The organism is Rickettsia sp. MEAM1 (Bemisia tabaci) (assembly GCF_002285905.1).
In the GTDB taxonomy this organism is placed as follows: Bacteria; Pseudomonadota; Alphaproteobacteria; order Rickettsiales; family Rickettsiaceae; genus Rickettsia.
Genome location: NZ_CP016305.1, coordinates 1,305,641 through 1,325,671, shown reverse-complemented (window position 1 = coordinate 1,325,671; position 20,031 = coordinate 1,305,641). Strand labels below are relative to the sequence as shown.

Below are 20,031 nucleotides of genomic sequence, written 5' to 3'. Positions count from 1 at the left end.
ATGACATTATAAATATTTATGCAAAAATTAATTATTCACGGCGGTAAACCTCTTAAAGGTATTATCAATATTAGCGGTGCTAAAAACGCCGTGCTTCCTATTATGGCAGCTTCTATACTGACTGATAAACTACATATTACTAATGTTCCGAAATTAACGGATGTTAGTACTATGAAAGAATTACTAAAAAGTCATGGAGCAGATATCGAAATAATAGAACACGAAAATGAGTTTGAATTAGTAATTAATACTGCAAATATCAATAACTTAACAGCAGATTATGAGATAGTTCGTAAGATGAGAGCATCTATTTGGGTGCTTGGACCTCTGCTTAGCCGTTATGGTAAAGCAAAAGTGTCTTTGCCTGGTGGTTGTGCGATTGGAGCAAGACAAGTAGATCTGCATATCGCAGTTTTAAAGGCTATGGGAGCTGAAATTACTATCGAAGACGGTTATATTAACGCTTCAACGGCAGGGCGTTTAAAAGGTACTCATTTCATTTTTGATAAAATTTCGGTTGGAGCTACTATCAATGCCGTACTTGCAGCTGTTCTAGCAGATGGTGAAACATTGCTATTTAACTGTGCTAGAGAACCTGAAATAGTGGATTTATGTAACTGTCTTAATAAGATGGGTGCAGATATTTCCGGAATTGGTACAAGCGAAATAAGAATAAACGGCAAAGATTCTTTAAGTGAAGCAAGTTACAGAGTTCTACCTGATCGTATAGAGGCAGGGACTTATATGTTTGCAGCAGTTATTACTAAAGGTGATTTAAAACTTTACGGCATTGATTATCATATCATAGAAAATATAGCTTTAAAACTCATTGAAACAGGTATAAAAGTTATGCCTATAGATAATGGAGTGCAGGTAACTTATGCAGATAAGTTAAATGCCGTAAATTTAGAAACTAATCCATATCCAGGCTTTGCTACAGATTTACAAGCACAATTTATGAGTCTTATGACTATTAGCCAAGGTTCTTCAATAATTACCGAAAATATTTTTGAGAATCGTTTTATGCACGTACCTGAATTATGTAGAATGGGTGCGGATATAACAGTGCGAGGTAATCAAGCAATAGTACAAGGCGTTAAAAGTTTAAAAGGTGCGGAAGTTATGGCAAGTGACCTTAGAGCTTCGGTATCGTTAATACTGGCTGGCTTGAGTACTAACAGCGAAACAGTATTGCACAGAATATATCATTTAGATCGCGGATTCCAAAATTTAGAGAAGAAATTAAATAATTGCGGTGCGGATATAAAAAGAGTATAATACAAATTATTTATTGTTATAGGTTAATGTAATGCCGTGACTTGTGCTTAGGTTGTTGCATGGCTTGAAAAAATTGTATTTTTATTACTGGATGCCGCAGGTACGAACAACTAGATGATACAAAAACTTAATAACATAAAAAATTTATTATTTTAACGGAGAGAATAATGGCAAGAATTACAACAGAAGATTGTAGTAAAGTTATACCGGATAGGTTTCAGCTAGTTATTTATGCAACTAGATATGCTAAGTTGTTAAATTATAAAGTAGAAACTAATCAAAGCAAGAAAGAAAAGCGTGATAAACCTCTGGTTATTGCATTACGCAGAATTGCTTCCAGAAAAGTATCAGTAGCTCAGTTAGAACAAGATTTTATTAATAGCCTACGTACAAGAAGTAGAATAGAGCCTATTGTTGAACAAGACGAGTCAGAAGATTTAGAAGAAAAATTTGAATATTTACCAGAAGTTTATATCGGAGAAGATTATTCTGATTTAGATGATCAAATCTTTACTGAAGAAACTGGTGAAGATTTTGAAGATAAATAAATGATTATAGGTGTTGGTACGGATATAGTACAGATTCCTAGAATTGAAAAGATAATAAAGTTATATCCAGAAATTTTTCCTAAAAGAATTTTAACTACCCAAGAATTAAAGAAATTTGCTTTGCTAAAGAAAGAAAGTCATGCTACTTTTTTGGCAAAGCGTTTTGCTGCTAAAGAAGCAATTAGTAAAGCTTTCGGTGTTGGTATAGGGCGTGGTATTAATTTTAAAGATGTCACGGTTCTTAATGATGAATTAGGCAAGCCAATAGTAAAGATAGATTCAGTCTATACTCAAAAACTTCCTCCTTTTAATATCCATCTTTCCCTTTCTGATGATTACCCTATTTGTGTAGCGTTTGTAGTTGTTGAGAAGATTATTTTATAAGTACAGCACATTCCATAAAGGTCGATACAAGCGAATTTTGCAGGATTTGCCTGTGCTCACGTTTATCTACGCTGTGCAGGCTCACCTTTAAATTCATCTTGTCTAGACCTTTTTGAAAGATGCTGTACCAACATCCATAATATAAGTCAATAAGAATTAAATTCAATAATAACATGAATAAAATCTAAGAATGACAACTAAAGCAAGTTTAGGCAGTTTATGATGATTTTTAATGTCCCCCTTCGGGGATCAAAAATCCCTCGCCTTTAGGCGAAGGGAAGATATAATGAAATTGCTTTAGCAATGAATTTATATCAAGAAATATGAGAAGTTATAGAAAGAATAGTCATAGTCAGTATGATTTAAAAGTGCATCTTATATGGATACCAAAATATAGGACGAGAATATTGATAGGCAAAGTATCGGAAAGGACTAGAGATTTACTGAGGCAGATTTGTATGGAACATGAAGTACATATAATTTCAAGGAAAATATCATGTGATCACGTACATATGTTTATCTCATATAAGCCGCAAATATCTCTTAGCAAGTTAGTACAGTATTTAAAAGGGCACCGTCAAGTTAAGGGAGGTATAAATTAAGTATTGAGCAATTACAGGGAATGATTTATAGAATAGCAGTAACAATTTATCCTAGATTTTACCGCTATGCATATTACTCAAGCCCCGAATAGACATCGTTTTCCAGCAAGCATTATTAGCCATACAGTATGGTTATATCATCGCTTTAATAATAGTTACCGAGATGTTCAAGAGCAGATGGCTTATCGAGGTATTATATTAAGTCATGAGACTGTAAGGTTTTGGTGTTATAAGTTTGTAGTTTATTTTCAAGATGTTATTAGTAAGAGAGAGCGAAAGCCAACTGATAAATGGCATTTGGATGAGATGAATATCAAGATCAAAGGTGAAGTATTCATATTATGGAGAGCTGTTGACTCTGAGGGACATGAATTAGAAGTATTACTGCAGAAGCGTCGTAACAAGAAATCAGCTATTCGCTTTTTATCAAGATTATTGGGTCATTATCCATGTCCAAGGGTTATTGTGACTGATAAGCTAAAAAGCTACATTAAACCAGTTAGGTATATGTGTCCTAGGACTAAGCATCGTACCGATAAAAGACTAAATAATCGGATTGAGAATGCCCATCAGCCAACTAGGAGAAAAGAGAAGATACTGATTAAATTTAAGCATCCTAATTCAGCACAATGTACATTATCACTGATGGGAAAAGTCAGAAATATATTTGCTGTAAATGTTGGAAGATATACTAAAACAGCATCTGAGCAAAGAATTGCATTTGCGTCCGCTAAATCCATTTGGGATGAAGCTACTCAAAGACTTCTTGCTGTCTGAAATCTAAAAATATAGTACTTTGTGACACTAATTTACTTAACTTGACGGTGCCAGTAAATACTGTAAATTATTAGGAGAAGACTTTTATGCTTAAAAAAATATACAAATGAAAAAATAACTCTGGAAATTCTTTTAATTAGCTGATATAAAATAGTTCTGCATAAATGGAGAGATGGCCGAGTGGCCGAAGGCGGCGGTTTGCTAAACCGTTATACGGGTCATACCGTATCGAGGGTTCGAATCCCTCTCTCTCCGCCAACTTAGCTATTTATTATAATGCTCAGTATATTTGTCTAGCAAAGCTCTAATCATTTTTTGATAAGGAACATGCAAATGAGCTGCCTCTGATTTAAAAAATTCTATACTTTCTTTACTTAATGAGATAGTTATTTTTACTGAATCATCTTTTAAGGCACCGTCAAGTTAAGTAAATTAGTGTCACAAAGTACTATATTTTTAGATTTCAGACAGCAAGAAGTCTTTGAGTAGCTTCATCCCAAATGGATTTAGCGGACGCAAATGCAATTCTTTGCTCAGATGCTGTTTTAGTATATCTTCCAACATTTACAGCAAATATATTTCTGACTTTTCCCATCAGTGATAATGTACATTGTGCTGAATTAGGATGCTTAAATTTAATCAGTATCTTCTCTTTTCTCCTAGTTGGCTGATGGGCATTCTCAATCCGATTATTTAGTCTTTTATCGGTACGATGCTTAGTCCTAGGACACATATACCTAACTGGTTTAATGTAGCTTTTTAGCTTATCAGTCACAATAACCCTTGGACATGGATAATGACCCAATAATCTTGATAAAAAGCGAATAGCTGATTTCTTGTTACGACGCTTCTGCAGTAATACTTCTAATTCATGTCCCTCAGAGTCAACAGCTCTCCATAATATGAATACTTCACCTTTGATCTTGATATTCATCTCATCCAAATGCCATTTATCAGTTGGCTTTCGCTCTCTCTTACTAATAACATCTTGAAAATAAACTACAAACTTATAACACCAAAACCTTACAGTCTCATGACTTAATATAATACCTCGATAAGCCATCTGCTCTTGAACATCTCGGTAACTATTATTAAAGCGATGATATAACCATACTGTATGGCTAATAATGCTTGCTGGAAAACGATGTCTATTCGGGGCTTGAGTAATATGCATAGCGGTAAAATCTAGGATAAATTGTTACTGCTATTCTATAAATCATTCCCTGTAATTGCTCAATACTTAATTTATACCTCCCTTAACTTGACGGTGCCTACAAACATATAGAGAAAATAGAAAAACTAAAAGCAAAAATAAAGGCTTAAGTTACTCTAATTATATGATTACTTTTCATCAATTCTTTTCTTAACTATGTTATAATTCTTCATTAGATAATTAAATTCTGCACCATAAATAAATATCATATTGATAATATAGAAAAATATTAGTGTAACTATTATACTACCAAGAGATCCATACATTAAATTTAGCTGGTTATAATAAACTATATAAGTTGAAAGTAAGTAACCGCTTATTACCCATAATATTACTGTTAATAAAGCTCCTGGAAATACATCTATGAAGTTTAGTTTTACATTAGGTAGTATATAATATAAAGAGGAGGCTCCTAGAAATAGTAAAACTAAGATTAAAACATATCTTATAAAATTTAAAATATTTTTATATTGTTCTATAGTTTCTAATAATACTGGAATTTTTGTGAAAACTATTGGAATAAATACTAAAAGAAACATAGTGAAAGTAATTAAAATACTAATTACAAGGAATTGTAAAATACTAAGTAATCGTCTTCTTATATAAGGGGGAGGGGACTTAATTTCATATACACGGTTTAAAATAGTTCTTAGGCATTCTACAAAGGAAGAAGCGGTCCAAACACTACCTACAACAGCAAGATTCATTAAACTCTGTGGCGGTACACTTAATAATTCTTTTATTCTTTTTTCGATTGATTCCGTTGCTCGCTCTGGCATACTTTCTAAAAAAATTTGTATAAAATTTTGCCCAAGTTCCGAAGCTCCTAAAAAGCTTGTTAGAGCTAGTAAAAATACTAAAAAAGGAAAAATAGATAAAAGTACCATAAATGACATATATCCGGAATGTTCGACTCCATCATGCTCTATTGTTTTAAATAATGCAACATAAAGACAATTAAATATTTTTTTCATTAAAATCAATTTCCAAAATTAGTTAAAATGTTACTTGTATAAAAAAAGATTAGAAACATTGCAATAGAAATTAAATTTATCATTGCATTTATTTTATATTTTTCTATAATATCCCAGAACTTATAACTATAGTATAGTAGTTATTGAAATAATTATATATAAAATAACCAAGGAGAATAGAATGGCTAGAAAAAATGATATAATACAAAAAATCGATAGTTTTATAGGAAAGAAAATATATTCCTTAAGGCTAGCAAAAGGATTATCTCGTCAACAACTTGCAGAAGTAATTGACGTTACCCATCAGCAATTACAAAAATACGAAAGAGCGATTAATAGAATTTCTGTAGGAAGACTTGTATTAATTGCTGAAGCATTAGATAGAAATATTGATTATTTCTTTGAAGGATTAGAAGAGGCAAATAAGCCACAACCTGTGCATACTCAACATCAACGTATGTGTATTGAAGTTTCAAGAAATTTCATGAAAATTCAAAGTACAGATGAGCAACAAGCTGTTAATAATCTAGTAAAATGTTTAGCTGGAAAAGATAAATTAAAAACTAGTACCAATAACGCATAAAAATAGGGTCTGTCAGATTTTTTGTGTTGTTATCTTAGTATTTCTCATTTTTAGAATGTTTCTCATAACCTATATGAGATTCCATTTCTTTCTCTAAAATCTTATTTACTATCTGCTTTTTAATTCCCTGAAATATCCCTTCTTTACCAAATATTTCAGATGGATCACTTTGTGATAGTATTTCTGATACTAATTTTTCTATAGCTGGATTTGATACTTTGTTATTGTTCTTCATATTAGCTCCATTGATTTACCTTAATTACTACAGTATAAAATAAGCCATAAATATGCATTCGTAGCTCAGCTGGATAGAGTATTGCCCTCCGAAGGCAAAGGTCGTTGGTTCGAATCCAATCGAATGCACCAAATTGTAAAACAGCTAGAATTATACTTTAAATTCAGAAAAAAATTGGAGTAATATGTAGCTAAATACAACGAAGGCAAGTTCTCTTCTGATAAACAAAAAGCTGCGGCTTTTAAAAAACTTTTTGAAGTCATCCATGTAAATAAGTAATTTAGAAATTAGTTGGCTGGGACGGGAGGATTCGAACCTCCGGATGACGATACCAAAAACCGTTGCCTTACCACTTGGCGACGTCCCAATGTATGAATTTGAATTAAAAAATACTAATGCTAGTATAATTTTACTGGATCCCGTGGACAAGCCACGGGATGACAAAGAAATAAGTTATAGACTTTATACCAATAAATAGTAGTAACGTCAATTACAATAATAGCTATAAAAATAAATTTATTTCATTATTAAGCCACTTCTGAGCAGCTGGGGATAATAAATGATGAATTTGTGTTTTAATTTTCTGATAATAATGTTTTATATAATTTATTTCATCATTGTTAAGCAATTTAACATCAATCAATTCCTTAGCATAAGGCACTAAGCTTAGAGTTTCGAACTCTAGCCAGCCTTTATTTTCTTTTATATATATTAAATTTTCAATCCTGATACCATATTCCCCAGGAATATAAAACCCTGGTTCATTGGATAAAATCATACCAGCTTGCAAAATCGTTTTATTACGGAGATTTATACTTTGTGGTCCCTCATGAACGCTTAAGAAACTTCCAACACCATGCCCTGTGCCATGAGGATAATCCAGTTCGTCTTGCCATAAATATTGCCGTGCTAAGATATCAAGATTTGCTCCCGTAATGATATTTTTAGGAAATTTGGCTTTAGTTAAAGCAATATGCCCTTTAAGCACCTGCGTATAACGCTTTTTCTGCTCATCGGTAGCGATGCCTATCGTAATTGTTCTTGTTATATCAGTAGTAGCACCCTTATATTGACCGCCTGAATCTATAAGCAATATCCCCTGCCCTTCAATCTTCTTAGCGGTTTTAACATCAGCTCTATAATGAATAATTGCACTATTCTCTCTAAAGCCACAAATAGCCAGAAAACTATCCGAAACATACCCCTCCTGCTTGGCTCTATATTCGGTAAGCTTCAGACCAAGAGTATATTCGTTTATGTCATTCCCGCGGAGGCGGGAATCCATATCCAAATGAGTAAAAAACTCGCATAAAGCCACTGCATCTTTAATATGAAAATCTATTGCATGCTTAATTTCTACTTCATTTTTACAGGCTTTAAGCATTAAGCAAGGATCTTTAATTTTATGTACTTTTTTATCCGCTATCAAATCCATTATATGAATGGATGATATGCTATCATCGATAAAAATATTATCCTGATCTTTTAAAATATTCTCAAATCCTTCTTCAGGTAAAATCGTTATTTCAGGGCGTTCTTCAATAATTTCAAGGCTGATTCTTGCAGGATTAATAAATAGATATAACTTTTCAGGAGTGATTATCACTTTAGCAAACATTAGAGGCGTATAAGCAACATCGCTAGCCCGCATATTTAATAACCAGCATATAGAAGAGCTATCTAGGATGACTAGAGAATACTCGTCTTTATCATTCTTGTTCTTTTTAATGTTATTCCCGCGTAGGCGGGAATCCAGAAAAATTTCACGGCATTTATTAATCTTCTCTATATGCGAGACACCTGCAAACTGAATGTCATGTAAATAAACTTGAGAATTTGGCTCTTGAGGCTGGTTTTGCCAAATTTTATCAATTAGATTACCTTTGATTTTCTGTAGATTGTCATCCCATGGTTTATCCACGGAATCCAGTAGATTAGTTATAGCAGGGTAAGTAAATAACTCTGGATCATACCATACTCTACTTAAATAATCTTTCCAAGCAAATTTAAATATGTCCTTTAAGTCAAAAATCTTAAAAAGCTGCGGGTCAAGTTCTTTACGTGCTTGTTCTAAATACCTACCATCAGTAAAGAATAACACTATATCTTTGCATATAACAGCCATGCCATTTGAGCCGGTAAAACCTGTAATATACTCAAGTCTCTTAGCATATTCAGGTACATACTCGCTCATATATTTATCATTAGACGGAACTATATAACCATCTATGCTATATTCTTCAAATAAATTTCTTAGCGAATTAATACGTTCTTTTACCATAAACTTTTTTTTATTGCCCATTATCATTTAGTTGCTTGTTCGGCTTTGTTGCATGAATCAGTTTTCCAGTTGTCATCCCGCGAGCTTGTAGCGGGACCCAGTTAAAAATACTAATAAAATTAGTATTTTTTATTATTTTTTGAATGCAGTGGTCAAGCCACGGCATGACATCGAAAGTGCTTTTCGATCCGCACAACAATGCCCCCCGTGCTGTGTAAGCATATTGTATTTAATAAAATATTAAAACTAATAAATAAGAAAATAATAAGATAAGTATTAGAGAAATATGGAAGCGGGGCGTGGATCAGTTCCCTCGGCACCGTCAAGTTAAGGGAGGTATAAATTAAGTATTGAGCAATTACAGGGAATGATTTATAGAATAGCAGTAACAATTTATCCTAGATTTTACCGCTATGCATATTACTCAAGCCCCGAATAGACATCGTTTTCCAGCAAGCATTATTAGCCATACAGTATGGTTATATCATCGCTTTAATAATAGTTACCGAGATGTTCAAGAGCAGATGGCTTATCGAGGTATTATATTAAGTCATGAGACTGTAAGGTTTTGGTGTTATAAGTTTGTAGTTTATTTTCAAGATGTTATTAGTAAGAGAGAGCGAAAGCCAACTGATAAATGGCATTTGGATGAGATGAATATCAAGATCAAAGGTGAAGTATTCATATTATGGAGAGCTGTTGACTCTGAGGGACATGAATTAGAAGTATTACTGCAGAAGCGTCGTAACAAGAAATCAGCTATTCGCTTTTTATCAAGATTATTGGGTCATTATCCATGTCCAAGGGTTATTGTGACTGATAAGCTAAAAAGCTACATTAAACCAGTTAGGTATATGTGTCCTAGGACTAAGCATCGTACCGATAAAAGACTAAATAATCGGATTGAGAATGCCCATCAGCCAACTAGGAGAAAAGAGAAGATACTGATTAAATTTAAGCATCCTAATTCAGCACAATGTACATTATCACTGATGGGAAAAGTCAGAAATATATTTGCTGTAAATGTTGGAAGATATACTAAAACAGCATCTGAGCAAAGAATTGCATTTGCGTCCGCTAAATCCATTTGGGATGAAGCTACTCAAAGACTTCTTGCTGTCTGAAATCTAAAAATATAGTACTTTGTGACACTAATTTACTTAACTTGACGGTGCCCTGAAATTATATGTACTTCATGTTCCATACAAATCTGCCTCAGTAAATCTCTAGTCCTTTCCGATACTTTGCGTATCAATATTCTCTTCCTATATTTTGGTATCCATATAAGATGCACTTTTAAATCATACTGACTATGACTATTCTTTCTATAACTTCTCATATTTCTTGATATAAATTCATTGCTAAAGCAATTTCATTATATCTTCCCTTCGCCTAAAGGCGAGGGATTTTTGATCCCCGAAGGGGGACATTAATTAAAAATTACTTGCAATATTAAATCTCAAGTAATTAAGCAAATAAATTTTAGCCTTAAACCAGTAACTAAAAAATTTTTATTTTTATCTCTTGAACTAATGAAAATAAAATATATATAGTATGTACATTTAAAATATTTATATAATTTGGAGGTTAAAATGTCTTTTAAACCATTATACGATAGAATTGCAATAAAGCCTATCGAACATGAAGAAAAAACTAAAGGTGGAATTATTATTCCGGATACTGCTAAAGAAAAACCAATGCAAGGTGAAGTCGTAGCAGTTGGCAAAGGCGTTCGTAATGAAAAAGGCGAAGTGCATCCTTTAGAGTTAAAAGTAGGTGATAAAGTTCTATACGGTAAATGGGCTGGTACTGAAATTAAAGTCAATGGTGAAGATCTTATCGTAATGAAAGAAAGCGATGTATTTGGTATTATTAATTAATTATTTGTTTTAAGGAGAATTTAAATATGGCAACAAAACTTATTAAGCACGGCTCAAAAGCACGTGAGCAAATGCTAGAAGGTATTGATATTTTAGCTGATGCAGTAAAAGTTACTTTAGGTCCAAAAGGCAGAAACGTACTTATCGAGCAATCATTTGGAGCACCAAAAATTACTAAAGATGGTGTTACTGTTGCAAAATCTATTGAATTAAAAGACAAAATTAGAAATGCTGGGGCTCAGCTGTTAAAGTCAGCCGCTACTAAAGCTGCTGAAGTTGCAGGTGATGGAACAACTACCGCAACTGTTCTTGCTAGAGCTTTAGCACGTGAGGGTAACAAGCTTGTTGCTGCTGGTTATAATCCAATGGATTTAAAACGTGGTATGGATTTAGCGGTAAATACAGTATTAGAAGAAGTTAAAAAAGCTAGTAAAAAAATCGATAGCCAAGAAGAAATAGCACAAGTTGGTACTATATCCTCAAATGGTGATAAAGAAATCGGTGAGAAAATTGCTAAAGCGATGGAAGAAGTTGGCAAAGAAGGCGTAATAACTGTTGAAGAAGCAAAGAATTTCAGCTTTGATGTTGAAGTAGTTAAAGGAATGATGTTTGATAGAGGTTATTTATCACCATATTTTGTAACAAATTCTGAAAAAATGGTTGCTGAACTTGAAAATCCTTACATCTTATTATTTGAGAAAAAACTATCAAACTTACAACCAATGCTACCTATCCTTGAGGCGGTAGTGCAATCTTCTCGTCCATTATTAATTATTGCTGAAGATGTTGAGGGTGAAGCTCTTGCAACTTTAGTAGTAAATAGATTACGTGGCGGTTTAAAGGTTGCAGCTGTAAAAGCTCCAGGCTTTGGTGATAGAAGAAAAGCGATGATGGAAGATATTGCTATTCTAACTAATGGTGAGCTTATAACCGAAGATCTAGGCATGAAGCTTGAAAATGTTAGCCTTAAAAGTTTAGGTCATGCAAAAAGAGTTACAATCTCTAAAGAAAATACTGTAATTGTTGACGGTAGCGGCGATAAGAAAAATATCGAAGAGAGAGTATTACAAATTAAATCACATATCGCTGAAACTACTTCTGACTATGATAAAGAAAAATTACAAGAGCGTTTAGCTAAACTTTCTGGCGGTGTTGCTGTACTTAAAGTTGGCGGTGCTACTGAAGTTGAAGTAAAAGAGCGTAAAGATCGTGTTGAGGATGCACTTGCTGCAACACGTGCTGCTGTTGAAGAAGGCGTTGTTGCTGGTGGCGGTGTGACATTACTACATGCTTCACAAGCTTTAAAAAATCTGAAAGTAGACAATAAAGACCAACAAGCAGGTATTGAATTAGTAATCGAAGCTTTAAAAGATCCAATAAAGCAAATCGTTGAAAATGCTGGCGAAAATGGCGGCGTAGTAGTTGGTAAATTATTAGAGCATAAAGATAAGAATTTCGGCTTTAACGCTCAAGATATGCAATATGTTGATATGATTAAAGCAGGAATTATTGATCCAGCTAAAGTAGTGCGTACTGCTCTGCAAGATGCAGCTTCTGTTGCTTCGTTAATTATCACTACGGAAACATTAATCGTTGATGAGCCTGAAGATAAAGAAAACCCGATGCCAATGCGTGGCGGAATGGGTGGCATGGGCGGAATGGGAGGTATGGACTTCTAACACCTCAGTGTCAATGTCTGCGTAAATCGTTTTCCTGTCATTGCGAGGAAAAACTTTAAGTTTTGACGAAGCAATCTCATCATTATTTCCTGAGATTGCCACGCGGTCTTCGACCGCTCGCAATGACGACGTGGCATCCACACAACAATGCCTCCCGTGGCTTATTCACGGGGTCATGTTATTCCTGCGTAGGCGGGAATCCAGTAATAAAAAATATAAATAAAACAAGTTTTTAAAACTAAACAACCCTCAGCTATAAGCTGAGGGTTGTTTAGTTTATACCTCCCTTAACTTGACGGTGCCTTTTAAATACTGTACTAACTTGCTAAGAGATATTTGCGGCTTATATGAGATAAACATATGTACGTGATCACATGATATTTTCCCTGAAATTATATGTACTTCATGTTCCATACAAATCTGCCTCAGTAAATCTCTAGTCCTTTCCGATACTTTGCCTATCAATATTCTCTTCCTATATTTTGGTATCCATATAAGATGCACTTTTAAATCATACTGACTATGACTATTCTTTCTATAACTTCTCATATTTCTTGATATAAATTCATTGCTAAAGCAATTTCATTATATCTTCCCTTCGCCTAAAGGCGAGGGATTTTTGATCCCCGAAGGGGGACATTAAATACTAAGTCAAAAAATCGTAAACAAGAAAGTACTCAAAGATAAGCTATCACATAAATTGGTAATTGACTGATTGGACAAAAAAGTTTATTATCACCTCAAGTTAAATATAGTTAGGACATATATGAAAGTCGTTAGTTCATTAAAATCATTGAAAAAGCGTGATAAAGATTGTCAAATCGTTAAAAGAAGAGGCAAAATTTTTGTAATAAATAAAAAGAATAAAAGATTTAAAGCAAAACAAGGTTAAATATTTTTAAAGTATAGATAAAATGGCGGGACACTCAAAGTTTAAAAATATTCAGCATCGTAAAGGTGCTCAAGATAAGAAAAGAGCAAAAGTTTTTACAAAATTAATCCGTGAGATAGTTACCGCCATCAAAGCTGGCTCTACAAACCCTGATAATAATCCACGTCTTAGAACTGCTTTAGCCACTGCTCGCAGCCAAAATCTTCCTAAAGAAAGAATTGATAAAGCTATTAATAGTGCTAATGATTCCGCTAATAATGAAAATTATACAGAAATTAGATATGAGGGTTATGCACCAGGCGGTATTGCTATAATAGTTGAGGCTTTAACTGATAATAAAAATCGTACTGCTGCTGAGGTACGCTCTAGCTTTACTAAATATGGTGGTAATTTGGGCGAAACTGGTAGCGTTAATTTTTTATTCAAACATTGTGGAGTCATTCAATATCCTTTAGAAATTAGCTCAGCTGAAAATATTTTAGAAACTGCAATAGAAGCAGGAGCAGATGATATAGTTTCAGATGAAGTACTACATACTATATACACTGATATTGAAAATTTTTCTAAGGTCTTAGAATTTTTAACGGATAAATATGGCACCGCTGAAGAAGCTTATATAGGATGGGTTCCTTTAAATACAATAATTATTGATGATAAAGAAAAAGCTGAAAAACTTTTAAAGCTTGTTGATCTTTTAGAAGAAAGCGACGATGTACAGAGAGTTTTCGGTAATTACGAATTATCAGATGAAATTTACGAGATTTTACAAGGCAGTGATGAATAATATGCAAATAATTATTTTAGCAGCCGGCAAAGGCAGCAGAATGGAGTCTGATTTACCAAAAGTAATGCATGAGGTTGGCGGCGTTCCAATGCTTGAAACAGTATTAAAGAACTCGCTTAAAATAACTGATGATGTAGTTATAGTTTATTCAGAAGATTTAAAAAAATATTTGACACCTTATGAAAATATGTGTCGTTTTGCCTTACAAAAAGAGCCTAAAGGTACAGCTCATGCTACTCATGCAGCAATAGATTTGATTGATAAAAATAAAACTATCTTAGTGTTATATGGTGATCACCCACTTATTACTCCAGAATTAATGAATGAATTAGTAGAATACCTAAATTTTAGTAATGCTTCATTAGTAACATTATGTTTTGAAAGAGACGATCCTGCTTTTTATGGTAGAATCTCCATAGATCAAAATGATGAATTTTTGGAAATAATTGAATATAAAAATGCTACTGAAGAACAAAAGAAAATAAAGCTTTGTAATTCTGGAATTATGGCATTTAATCCTGGAATTTTAAACAAATATTTACCTTTATTTGCTAATGATTTTAGAGATAATAAAGAAGTTTATTTAACAGAAATAGTAAAATTGTGCAAAGCTAAAGAAGAAAAAGTTTCTTATTTATTATCTGATAATCATGATTTGATTGTCGGTGTTAATACTAAAAATGAACTTTTGGAAGCTAACAATATTTTTTCAAATAATAAATTATAAATTAAATTTGTATTTTAGATAGAAACCGCTTTCCATTTAAAATACTCATTATTCATGGATAGATGGCCGAGCGGTTTAAGGCGCACGCCTGGAAAGCGTGTTCACGGCAACGTGTCGGGGGTTCGAATCCCCCTCTATCCGCCAACTAAAAATTAAAACTAACTTGATAAGATTGAATATATAATTAGCATTTTTTTTTCTAAAGTCTTTATTTTGTTTTCTCTCTACTGTTATATATTTCTAAAAAAATTGGTAAATAAATATACAGAACTCTTCATTATTTTGAATCTCTATTCGATTATATTATTGATCCAAATAAAAAATTTTAACCTCTGGTAAAAATTCCTATTGACTTTTATATAAAAAGGTATAAGTTCTTTACAGTTTAATTTTTTGTAAAGAATTTTATGTTGGGTTATAAAAAAGAACAAGTCAGTTTAACTCGCAATCAAAAAGAAGCCATAGGTTTATTATCTATAGGCACATTTCTTGAATATTTCGATCTGATGTTATATGTTCATATGGCAGTACTTTTAAACGAATTATTTTTTCCTAAATACGATCCCTTTGTTAATTCGCTTCTTAATGCTTTTGCATTTTGTTCTACATTTGTTTTTAGACCAGTTGGTGCTATAATATTTGGCTGGATTGGTGATAACATAGGAAGAAAAGCAACCGTTATTATTACAACTGCTATTATGACAGCTACTTGTATCATTACAGCAACTTTATCCCCTTACTCAGAAATAGGTAAAGCAGCTACTATAGTTATAACATTATGTCGAGTTGCTCAAGGTATATCATCAATGGGTGAAATTATGGGAGCTCAAATATACCTAACTGAAGTTACGGAACCTCCTACTCAATATTCAGCTGTAGCTATGATAGTTACCGCTTCTACCGTAGGAGGTGTTGCAGCATTAGGCATTGCTTCTATAGCTACTAGTTATAGTTTTAGTTGGCGTATAGCTTTTTGGATGGGGGCAGTTATTGCAGTAATTGGATTAACTGCTAGAACTACTTTACGTGAAACTCCCATATTTGCAGACGCAAAACGTCAGCTTCAAGAAAGCTTGTCTGAAGCTATTGAAAAAGGATATATACATGTTAAAAACTTGAGTCTATCATATATTTTATGTAAGTTGTAAAGCAACAGAGAAAGAAATACTGTTAAAATACAACTAGAACAAAGGTAAAAAATATGGCTAAGAAAATAGAATCTGGTGTTAGAAGTGCAGGTATAAATAATAAGTTAGTAGAGGAAATATTATCCCAATCTAATCCTAAAGAGTTATTTGGAAAGGATGGATTGTTTCAGCAATTAAAGAAGAGGTTAGTAGAGAGAATACTAGAGGACGAGCTAAGTCATGAATTAGGTTATTCGAGGCATAGCAAGGCATCAAAGCAAGATAGCAATCGTCGTAATGGTACGAGCGAAAAGACAGTAATAGATGACAGTGGTCAAAAGATAGTACTTGATATTCCAAGAGATAGAGACAATAGTTTTGAGCCTCAATTAATTCCTAAGGGAGTTAGAAGATTCACTGGATTTGATGATAGCGTTATTTCACTTTATGCAAGAGGTATAACCATGAGTGAGATTCAATCCCATTTAGAGGAAATGTATCATACAGAAGTATCTAAGGAGCTTATCTCGACTATTACAGATGGAGTTATGGAAGAGGTAATAAGATGGCAAGCCCGAGCATTAGATAGAATATACCCAATTGTATATTTAGATTGCATCATGGTAAAAGCAAGAGATAATAATATAGTTATAAATAAGGCTGTTTACCTTGTTATTGGTATAAATATAGAAGGCAAGAAAGAGCTTTTGGGTATTTGGATTAGCAAGAATGAGGGTTCAAAGTTTTGGATACAGGTTGTAAGCGAATTAAAGAACCGAGGTGTAGAACAAATTTATGTAGCATGTGTTGACGGTCTTAAAGGTTTTAGAGATGCAATAAACAGTGTTTTCCCAAATACCATAGTACAACTTTGTATAGTACATATAGTACGTAATTCTTTAAAGTACGTTTCTTACAAAAATCTTAAAGAAGTAGCAGCTGACTTAAAACAAATCTATACAGCAAATAATGAGAATATGGCTAATTTAGCATTAGAAGAGTTTGCTAAAAAATGGGATAGTAAATACCCAGTTATTTCTGATATATGGATACGTAATTGGAGTGGTATAGTACCTTTCTTTGCGTTCCCTAAAGAGATTAGAAAGGTAATCTATACTACCAATACGATAGAATCGGTAAATAGACAAATCCGTAAAATTATCAAAAATAAAGGGGTTTTCCCAGATGATAAATCTATCACAAAAATTGTCTACTTAGCTCTTAAACATGCTGCAAAAAAGTGGACCATGCCTATTAAAGAATGGTCTCTTGCTTTGAATCAATTTGAGATACTATGTGGAAATTTTAAATATGAATTATTGGGTCTGTCAGATTTTTTGTGTAAGTACGATTTCTCCATTTGCCCAATTTTGTAAATTAGTATCACAAAGTATAGCAAATTGATTTAAAGCCATCGCCCAATTCTTAATAGGCATTGTCCATTTTTTAGAGGCATTTGTCAACGCCAAAAAGATTATTTTCTGAATCGATTTGTCATCTGGAAATACTCCTTTATTTTTAATAATTTTACGAATTTGACGGTTAGTGGATTCAATAGCATTAGTAGTGTAAATCGCCTTCCTAATGTCTTCCGGAAAGCTAAAAAATGGAGCTATGCCAGACCAATTTCGTTGCCATATGTCAAAAATAACTGGATATTTTTCATCCCATTTTTTGGCAAAGTTTTGTAATTCTCTTAATCCCTCTGCTTCATTTATTGCAGAATAAACTGCTTTTAAATCAGCTGTTACCGCTTTTAGATCTTTGTATGATACGTATTTTACAGAATTTCTTACCATATGAACAATACACAACTGCACTATCGTCTTTGGAAAAATGCTATTTATCGCCTCTGGAAAACCCTTAAGACCATCAACACATGCAACATATATTTGTGCAACTCCTCGATTCTTCAGTTCTGTTACTACCTGCATCCAAAATTTACACCCTTCATTCTTGCCTATCCAAATTCCTAATAGCTCTTTCTTGCCCTCCATATTCACTCCAATAGCTAGATAAACCGCTTTATTTATTATTACATGATTATCTCTTGCCTTAACATGAATACAATCTAAGTACATTATAGGATATACATTATCAAGTGCTCTATTCTGCCAAGCAGTTACTTCCTCTAAAATACCATCAGTTACCTTTGATATTAACTCAGATGATACCTTGGTGGCATATAGTTCTTCTAAGTGCCCTTGTATTTCCCTAATGGTCATTCCCCGAGCATATAAGGATATTACTTTATCATCAAATCCTTCAAATTTACGCACTCCTTTTGGAATTAGTTGAGGTTCAAATTCTCCATCCCGATCCCTTGGCACTTCTACTGTCAATTTACGACCTTCTGGATCTATTAGAGTCTTTTCATAATTACCATTACGTCTGTTATCTGAGTATTTCTCATTTTTAGAATGTTTCTCATAACCTATATGAGATTCCATTTCTTTCTCTAAAATCTTATTTACTATCTGCTTTTTAATGTCCCCCTTCGGGGATCAAAAATCCCTCGCCTTTAGGCGAAGGGAAGATATAATGAAATTGCTTTAGCAATGAATTTATATCAAGAAATGAGAAGTTATAGAAAGAATAGTCATAGTCAGTATGATTTAAAAGTGCATCTTATATGGATACCAAAATATAGGAAGAGAATATTGATAGGCAAAGTATCGGAAAGGACTAGAGATTTACTGAGGCAGATTTGTATGGAACATGAAGTACATATAATTTCAGGGAAAATATCATGTGATCACGTACATATGTTTATCTCATATAAGCCGCAAATATCTCTTAGCAAGTTAGTGGTGAACCTGTGAATGATGATCGATTTCTAATCGATTCCACTTTATAACCCCTCAGCTTATAGCTGAGGGTTGTTTAGTTCCCTGAAATATCCCTTCTTTACCAAATATTTCAGATGGATCACTTTGTGATAGTATTTCTGATACTAATTTTTCTATAGCTGGATTTGATACTTTGTTATTGTTCTTCATATTAGCTCCATGTAAGTTGTTTATGTTATTTTTATTCTTAACTATTTTTACAACTTACACAAACTTCCTGACACCCTCCGATTCCACTTTATAACCCCTCAGCTTATAGCTGAGGTTTGTTTAGTTTTGGTTGTACATCTAATTTTATATTCATTTTATTAAGTCTTGCGGTTTGAATTCCTTCTTTTCCGCTTCTATTATTCATTAATACTGCTCTTATATCTGAGGTAATATTTTGTACATTTTCAAATTTATTGATTTTGTTTAATGTTTCAGGATCGATTTTTGCTTTAAGGTCATTTGCTATCCCTTTAAAACCAACTTTTTTACAAAACCTTGCTAATTTATAATAGACTTTATCCGTTCTTGATATATCAAATTTGTTTTCATTATTTATAAATTCTGTAGTATTTTTAATTCTCTCTTTAAATCTTTTATCATTTTTAATAGTTGCTATATCTTGATCTGTCAGCAGTTTTTTATCTTTCATTATCTGAAGCGTATCATCATATAATTTTTCCATTGCTTCCGTTGTTATAGTATTTTTTGAATTATTTTTTACAAATTTCTGAGCTAATTTTTCAATTTCACTAGTAATAGTTTTATCTTCTTTATTGAGGTTTTTAACTATACTATCATCTTTAAAGCGTGTATTTTCTTTATAAGATTCATCAAAATTGTTTTTTATACCTAAATTTATAGCTTGATTTAAAAACTCTTTTTCTGATTTTGATATTGCAACTTGATTTCTAGATAAGATATATTTTAGAGGGTCTATGGATCGGTATTCTTTTTGCTCTTTTACTACTTCTATTGGAGTTTCTTTCCATTTTCCATCTGCATTTTTACTCCATTGGCTTTCTGTTACTTTTTCAGTTTTTACTTCTGATGTTGGTATTTCAATTTTATAATTATTTTTATGTGCCCATTGCAAGGCGTTTTTACCTTCAATTTGAATATCATTATGTGCGGCATACGCTACTGGATCTTGCATAGGCGAATTAGCCATATCTTTTAACCATTTACCATTTTCAATATCTGGTGAAGGGTTACTATATTTTGCCACTA

25 protein-coding genes, 4 tRNA genes and 1 pseudogene are annotated in these 20,031 nt (G+C 32.9%); 18 read left to right on the top strand and 12 right to left on the bottom strand.

The window, feature by feature from the left end:
• Positions 1 to 18 precede the first annotated feature (18 nt).
• The 6 genes from murA (at position 19) to BA173_RS07225 (ending at position 3,847) form a co-directional block, all read left to right on the top strand.
• Complete coding sequence (gene murA / locus BA173_RS07250; protein ID WP_068041575.1) at positions 19 to 1,278, top strand: UDP-N-acetylglucosamine 1-carboxyvinyltransferase; 1,260 nt, start codon at positions 19 to 21, stop codon at positions 1,276 to 1,278.
• Positions 1,279 to 1,445: 167 nt separating this feature from the next.
• A complete protein-coding gene (rpoZ, locus tag BA173_RS07245; RefSeq protein ID WP_016948637.1) occupies positions 1,446 to 1,826 on the top strand; it encodes a DNA-directed RNA polymerase subunit omega in 381 nt (126 codons plus the stop codon).
• A complete protein-coding gene (gene acpS / locus BA173_RS07240) occupies positions 1,827 to 2,210 on the top strand; it encodes a holo-ACP synthase (protein ID WP_068041572.1) in 384 nt (127 codons plus the stop codon). It begins immediately after the preceding gene.
• Positions 2,211 to 2,533: 323 nt separating this feature from the next.
• Positions 2,534 to 2,812: an IS200/IS605 family transposase gene (tnpA, locus tag BA173_RS07235; protein WP_232505933.1), complete on the top strand. Its 279-nt coding sequence runs from the start codon at positions 2,534 to 2,536 to the stop codon at positions 2,810 to 2,812.
• A gap of 66 nt (positions 2,813 to 2,878) precedes the next feature.
• Entirely contained in the window at positions 2,879 to 3,589 is a 711-nt protein-coding gene (locus tag BA173_RS07230) for an IS6 family transposase (protein WP_095568327.1), read from the top strand.
• A gap of 166 nt (positions 3,590 to 3,755) precedes the next feature.
• Positions 3,756 to 3,847 (top strand) — tRNA-Ser (locus tag BA173_RS07225).
• A 6-nt stretch (positions 3,848 to 3,853) separates the two neighbouring features.
• Here BA173_RS07225 and BA173_RS08695 read toward each other — a convergent pair.
• From BA173_RS08695 to BA173_RS07210, 3 genes and pseudogenes are all read right to left on the bottom strand, one after another.
• Positions 3,854 to 4,000, bottom strand: a pseudogene (locus tag BA173_RS08695) (CopG family transcriptional regulator); the annotation flags it as partial.
• Between the two features lie 52 nt (positions 4,001 to 4,052).
• On the bottom strand, positions 4,053 to 4,763 hold the full coding sequence (locus BA173_RS07215) for an IS6 family transposase (RefSeq protein ID WP_095568327.1): 711 nt from the start codon (positions 4,761 to 4,763) through the stop codon (positions 4,053 to 4,055).
• 167 nt (positions 4,764 to 4,930) lie between these two features.
• Positions 4,931 to 5,776, bottom strand: coding sequence for a YihY/virulence factor BrkB family protein (locus tag BA173_RS07210; RefSeq protein WP_068042189.1), 846 nt, complete (start codon positions 5,774 to 5,776; stop codon positions 4,931 to 4,933).
• Positions 5,777 to 5,957: 181 nt separating this feature from the next.
• Here BA173_RS07210 and BA173_RS07205 point away from each other — a divergent pair, with 181 nt between their 5' ends.
• A complete protein-coding gene (locus BA173_RS07205) occupies positions 5,958 to 6,359 on the top strand; it encodes a helix-turn-helix domain-containing protein (RefSeq protein WP_016948668.1) in 402 nt (133 codons plus the stop codon).
• 34 nt (positions 6,360 to 6,393) lie between these two features.
• On the opposite strand, the gene BA173_RS08690 is transcribed toward BA173_RS07205, so the two are convergent.
• Positions 6,394 to 6,594, bottom strand: coding sequence for a transposase (locus BA173_RS08690; RefSeq protein WP_157738104.1), 201 nt, complete (start codon positions 6,592 to 6,594; stop codon positions 6,394 to 6,396).
• Between the two features lie 54 nt (positions 6,595 to 6,648).
• On the opposite strand from BA173_RS08690, the gene BA173_RS07195 reads away from it, so the two are divergent.
• Positions 6,649 to 6,725, top strand: a tRNA-Arg gene (locus BA173_RS07195).
• 161 nt (positions 6,726 to 6,886) lie between these two features.
• Here BA173_RS07195 and BA173_RS07190 read toward each other — a convergent pair.
• The 3 genes from BA173_RS07190 to BA173_RS08060 form a co-directional block, all read right to left on the bottom strand.
• Positions 6,887 to 6,961 (bottom strand) — tRNA-Gln (locus tag BA173_RS07190).
• 135 nt (positions 6,962 to 7,096) lie between these two features.
• Positions 7,097 to 8,875, bottom strand: a complete 1,779-nt coding sequence (locus BA173_RS07185) for an aminopeptidase P family protein (RefSeq protein ID WP_068042125.1) — start codon at positions 8,873 to 8,875, stop codon at positions 7,097 to 7,099.
• A gap of 152 nt (positions 8,876 to 9,027) precedes the next feature.
• Entirely contained in the window at positions 9,028 to 9,267 is a 240-nt protein-coding gene (locus tag BA173_RS08060; RefSeq protein WP_157738102.1) for a hypothetical protein, read from the bottom strand.
• A gap of 21 nt (positions 9,268 to 9,288) precedes the next feature.
• Here BA173_RS08060 and BA173_RS07175 point away from each other — a divergent pair, with 21 nt between their 5' ends.
• Positions 9,289 to 9,999, top strand: a complete 711-nt coding sequence (locus BA173_RS07175) for an IS6 family transposase (protein ID WP_095568327.1) — start codon at positions 9,289 to 9,291, stop codon at positions 9,997 to 9,999.
• 32 nt (positions 10,000 to 10,031) lie between these two features.
• Here BA173_RS07175 and BA173_RS07170 read toward each other — a convergent pair whose 3' ends face one another.
• Positions 10,032 to 10,214, bottom strand: a complete 183-nt coding sequence (locus tag BA173_RS07170) for a transposase (protein WP_232505932.1) — start codon at positions 10,212 to 10,214, stop codon at positions 10,032 to 10,034.
• A 253-nt stretch (positions 10,215 to 10,467) separates the two neighbouring features.
• Here BA173_RS07170 and BA173_RS07165 point away from each other — a divergent pair, with 253 nt between their 5' ends.
• Both BA173_RS07165 and groL read left to right on the top strand, forming a co-directional pair.
• Complete coding sequence (locus tag BA173_RS07165; RefSeq protein ID WP_068042139.1) at positions 10,468 to 10,755, top strand: co-chaperone GroES; 288 nt, start codon at positions 10,468 to 10,470, stop codon at positions 10,753 to 10,755.
• Between the two features lie 26 nt (positions 10,756 to 10,781).
• Positions 10,782 to 12,434, top strand: coding sequence for a chaperonin GroEL (gene groL, locus BA173_RS07160; RefSeq protein ID WP_068042136.1), 1,653 nt, complete (start codon positions 10,782 to 10,784; stop codon positions 12,432 to 12,434).
• Between the two features lie 276 nt (positions 12,435 to 12,710).
• Here the strand turns inward: groL and tnpA (BA173_RS07150) are convergent, their stop codons facing one another.
• The gene (tnpA, locus tag BA173_RS07150; RefSeq protein ID WP_232505931.1) at positions 12,711 to 12,983 is read right to left on the bottom strand and encodes an IS200/IS605 family transposase; all 273 of its coding nucleotides are present in this window, start codon (positions 12,981 to 12,983) and stop codon (positions 12,711 to 12,713) included.
• 217 nt (positions 12,984 to 13,200) lie between these two features.
• Here tnpA (BA173_RS07150) and ykgO point away from each other — a divergent pair, with 217 nt between their 5' ends.
• The 6 genes from ykgO (at position 13,201) to BA173_RS07120 (ending at position 17,340) form a co-directional block, all read left to right on the top strand.
• A complete protein-coding gene (ykgO, locus tag BA173_RS07145; protein WP_004998227.1) occupies positions 13,201 to 13,326 on the top strand; it encodes a type B 50S ribosomal protein L36 in 126 nt (41 codons plus the stop codon).
• Positions 13,327 to 13,348: 22 nt separating this feature from the next.
• Complete coding sequence (locus BA173_RS07140) at positions 13,349 to 14,110, top strand: YebC/PmpR family DNA-binding transcriptional regulator (protein WP_016948537.1); 762 nt, start codon at positions 13,349 to 13,351, stop codon at positions 14,108 to 14,110.
• On the top strand, positions 14,103 to 14,837 hold the full coding sequence (locus BA173_RS07135) for a sugar phosphate nucleotidyltransferase (RefSeq protein ID WP_016948538.1): 735 nt from the start codon (positions 14,103 to 14,105) through the stop codon (positions 14,835 to 14,837). The genes BA173_RS07140 and BA173_RS07135 overlap by 8 nt, the downstream gene beginning before the upstream one ends.
• Positions 14,838 to 14,893: 56 nt before the next feature.
• Positions 14,894 to 14,981, top strand: a tRNA-Ser gene (locus BA173_RS07130).
• A 263-nt stretch (positions 14,982 to 15,244) separates the two neighbouring features.
• Positions 15,245 to 15,985: an MFS transporter gene (locus tag BA173_RS07125; RefSeq protein ID WP_016948539.1), complete on the top strand. Its 741-nt coding sequence runs from the start codon at positions 15,245 to 15,247 to the stop codon at positions 15,983 to 15,985.
• Between the two features lie 53 nt (positions 15,986 to 16,038).
• Complete coding sequence (locus BA173_RS07120; protein WP_232505930.1) at positions 16,039 to 17,340, top strand: IS256 family transposase; 1,302 nt, start codon at positions 16,039 to 16,041, stop codon at positions 17,338 to 17,340.
• Here BA173_RS07120 and BA173_RS07115 read toward each other — a convergent pair.
• Positions 17,293 to 18,414, bottom strand: coding sequence for an IS256 family transposase (locus BA173_RS07115; protein ID WP_095568334.1), 1,122 nt, complete (start codon positions 18,412 to 18,414; stop codon positions 17,293 to 17,295). The genes BA173_RS07120 and BA173_RS07115 overlap by 48 nt on opposite strands.
• 126 nt (positions 18,415 to 18,540) lie before the next feature.
• Here BA173_RS07115 and tnpA (BA173_RS07110) point away from each other — a divergent pair, with 126 nt between their 5' ends.
• Entirely contained in the window at positions 18,541 to 18,786 is a 246-nt protein-coding gene (tnpA, locus tag BA173_RS07110; protein WP_232505910.1) for an IS200/IS605 family transposase, read from the top strand.
• A 39-nt stretch (positions 18,787 to 18,825) separates the two neighbouring features.
• Here the strand turns inward: tnpA (BA173_RS07110) and BA173_RS08270 are convergent, their stop codons facing one another.
• Both BA173_RS08270 and BA173_RS08685 read right to left on the bottom strand, forming a co-directional pair.
• Positions 18,826 to 18,963, bottom strand: a complete 138-nt coding sequence (locus BA173_RS08270; protein ID WP_198387184.1) for a hypothetical protein — start codon at positions 18,961 to 18,963, stop codon at positions 18,826 to 18,828.
• Positions 18,964 to 19,066: 103 nt separating this feature from the next.
• Positions 19,067 to 20,029, bottom strand: coding sequence for a hypothetical protein (locus tag BA173_RS08685; RefSeq protein WP_232505929.1), 963 nt, complete (start codon positions 20,027 to 20,029; stop codon positions 19,067 to 19,069).
• Between the last annotated feature and the right edge of the window lie 2 nt (positions 20,030 to 20,031).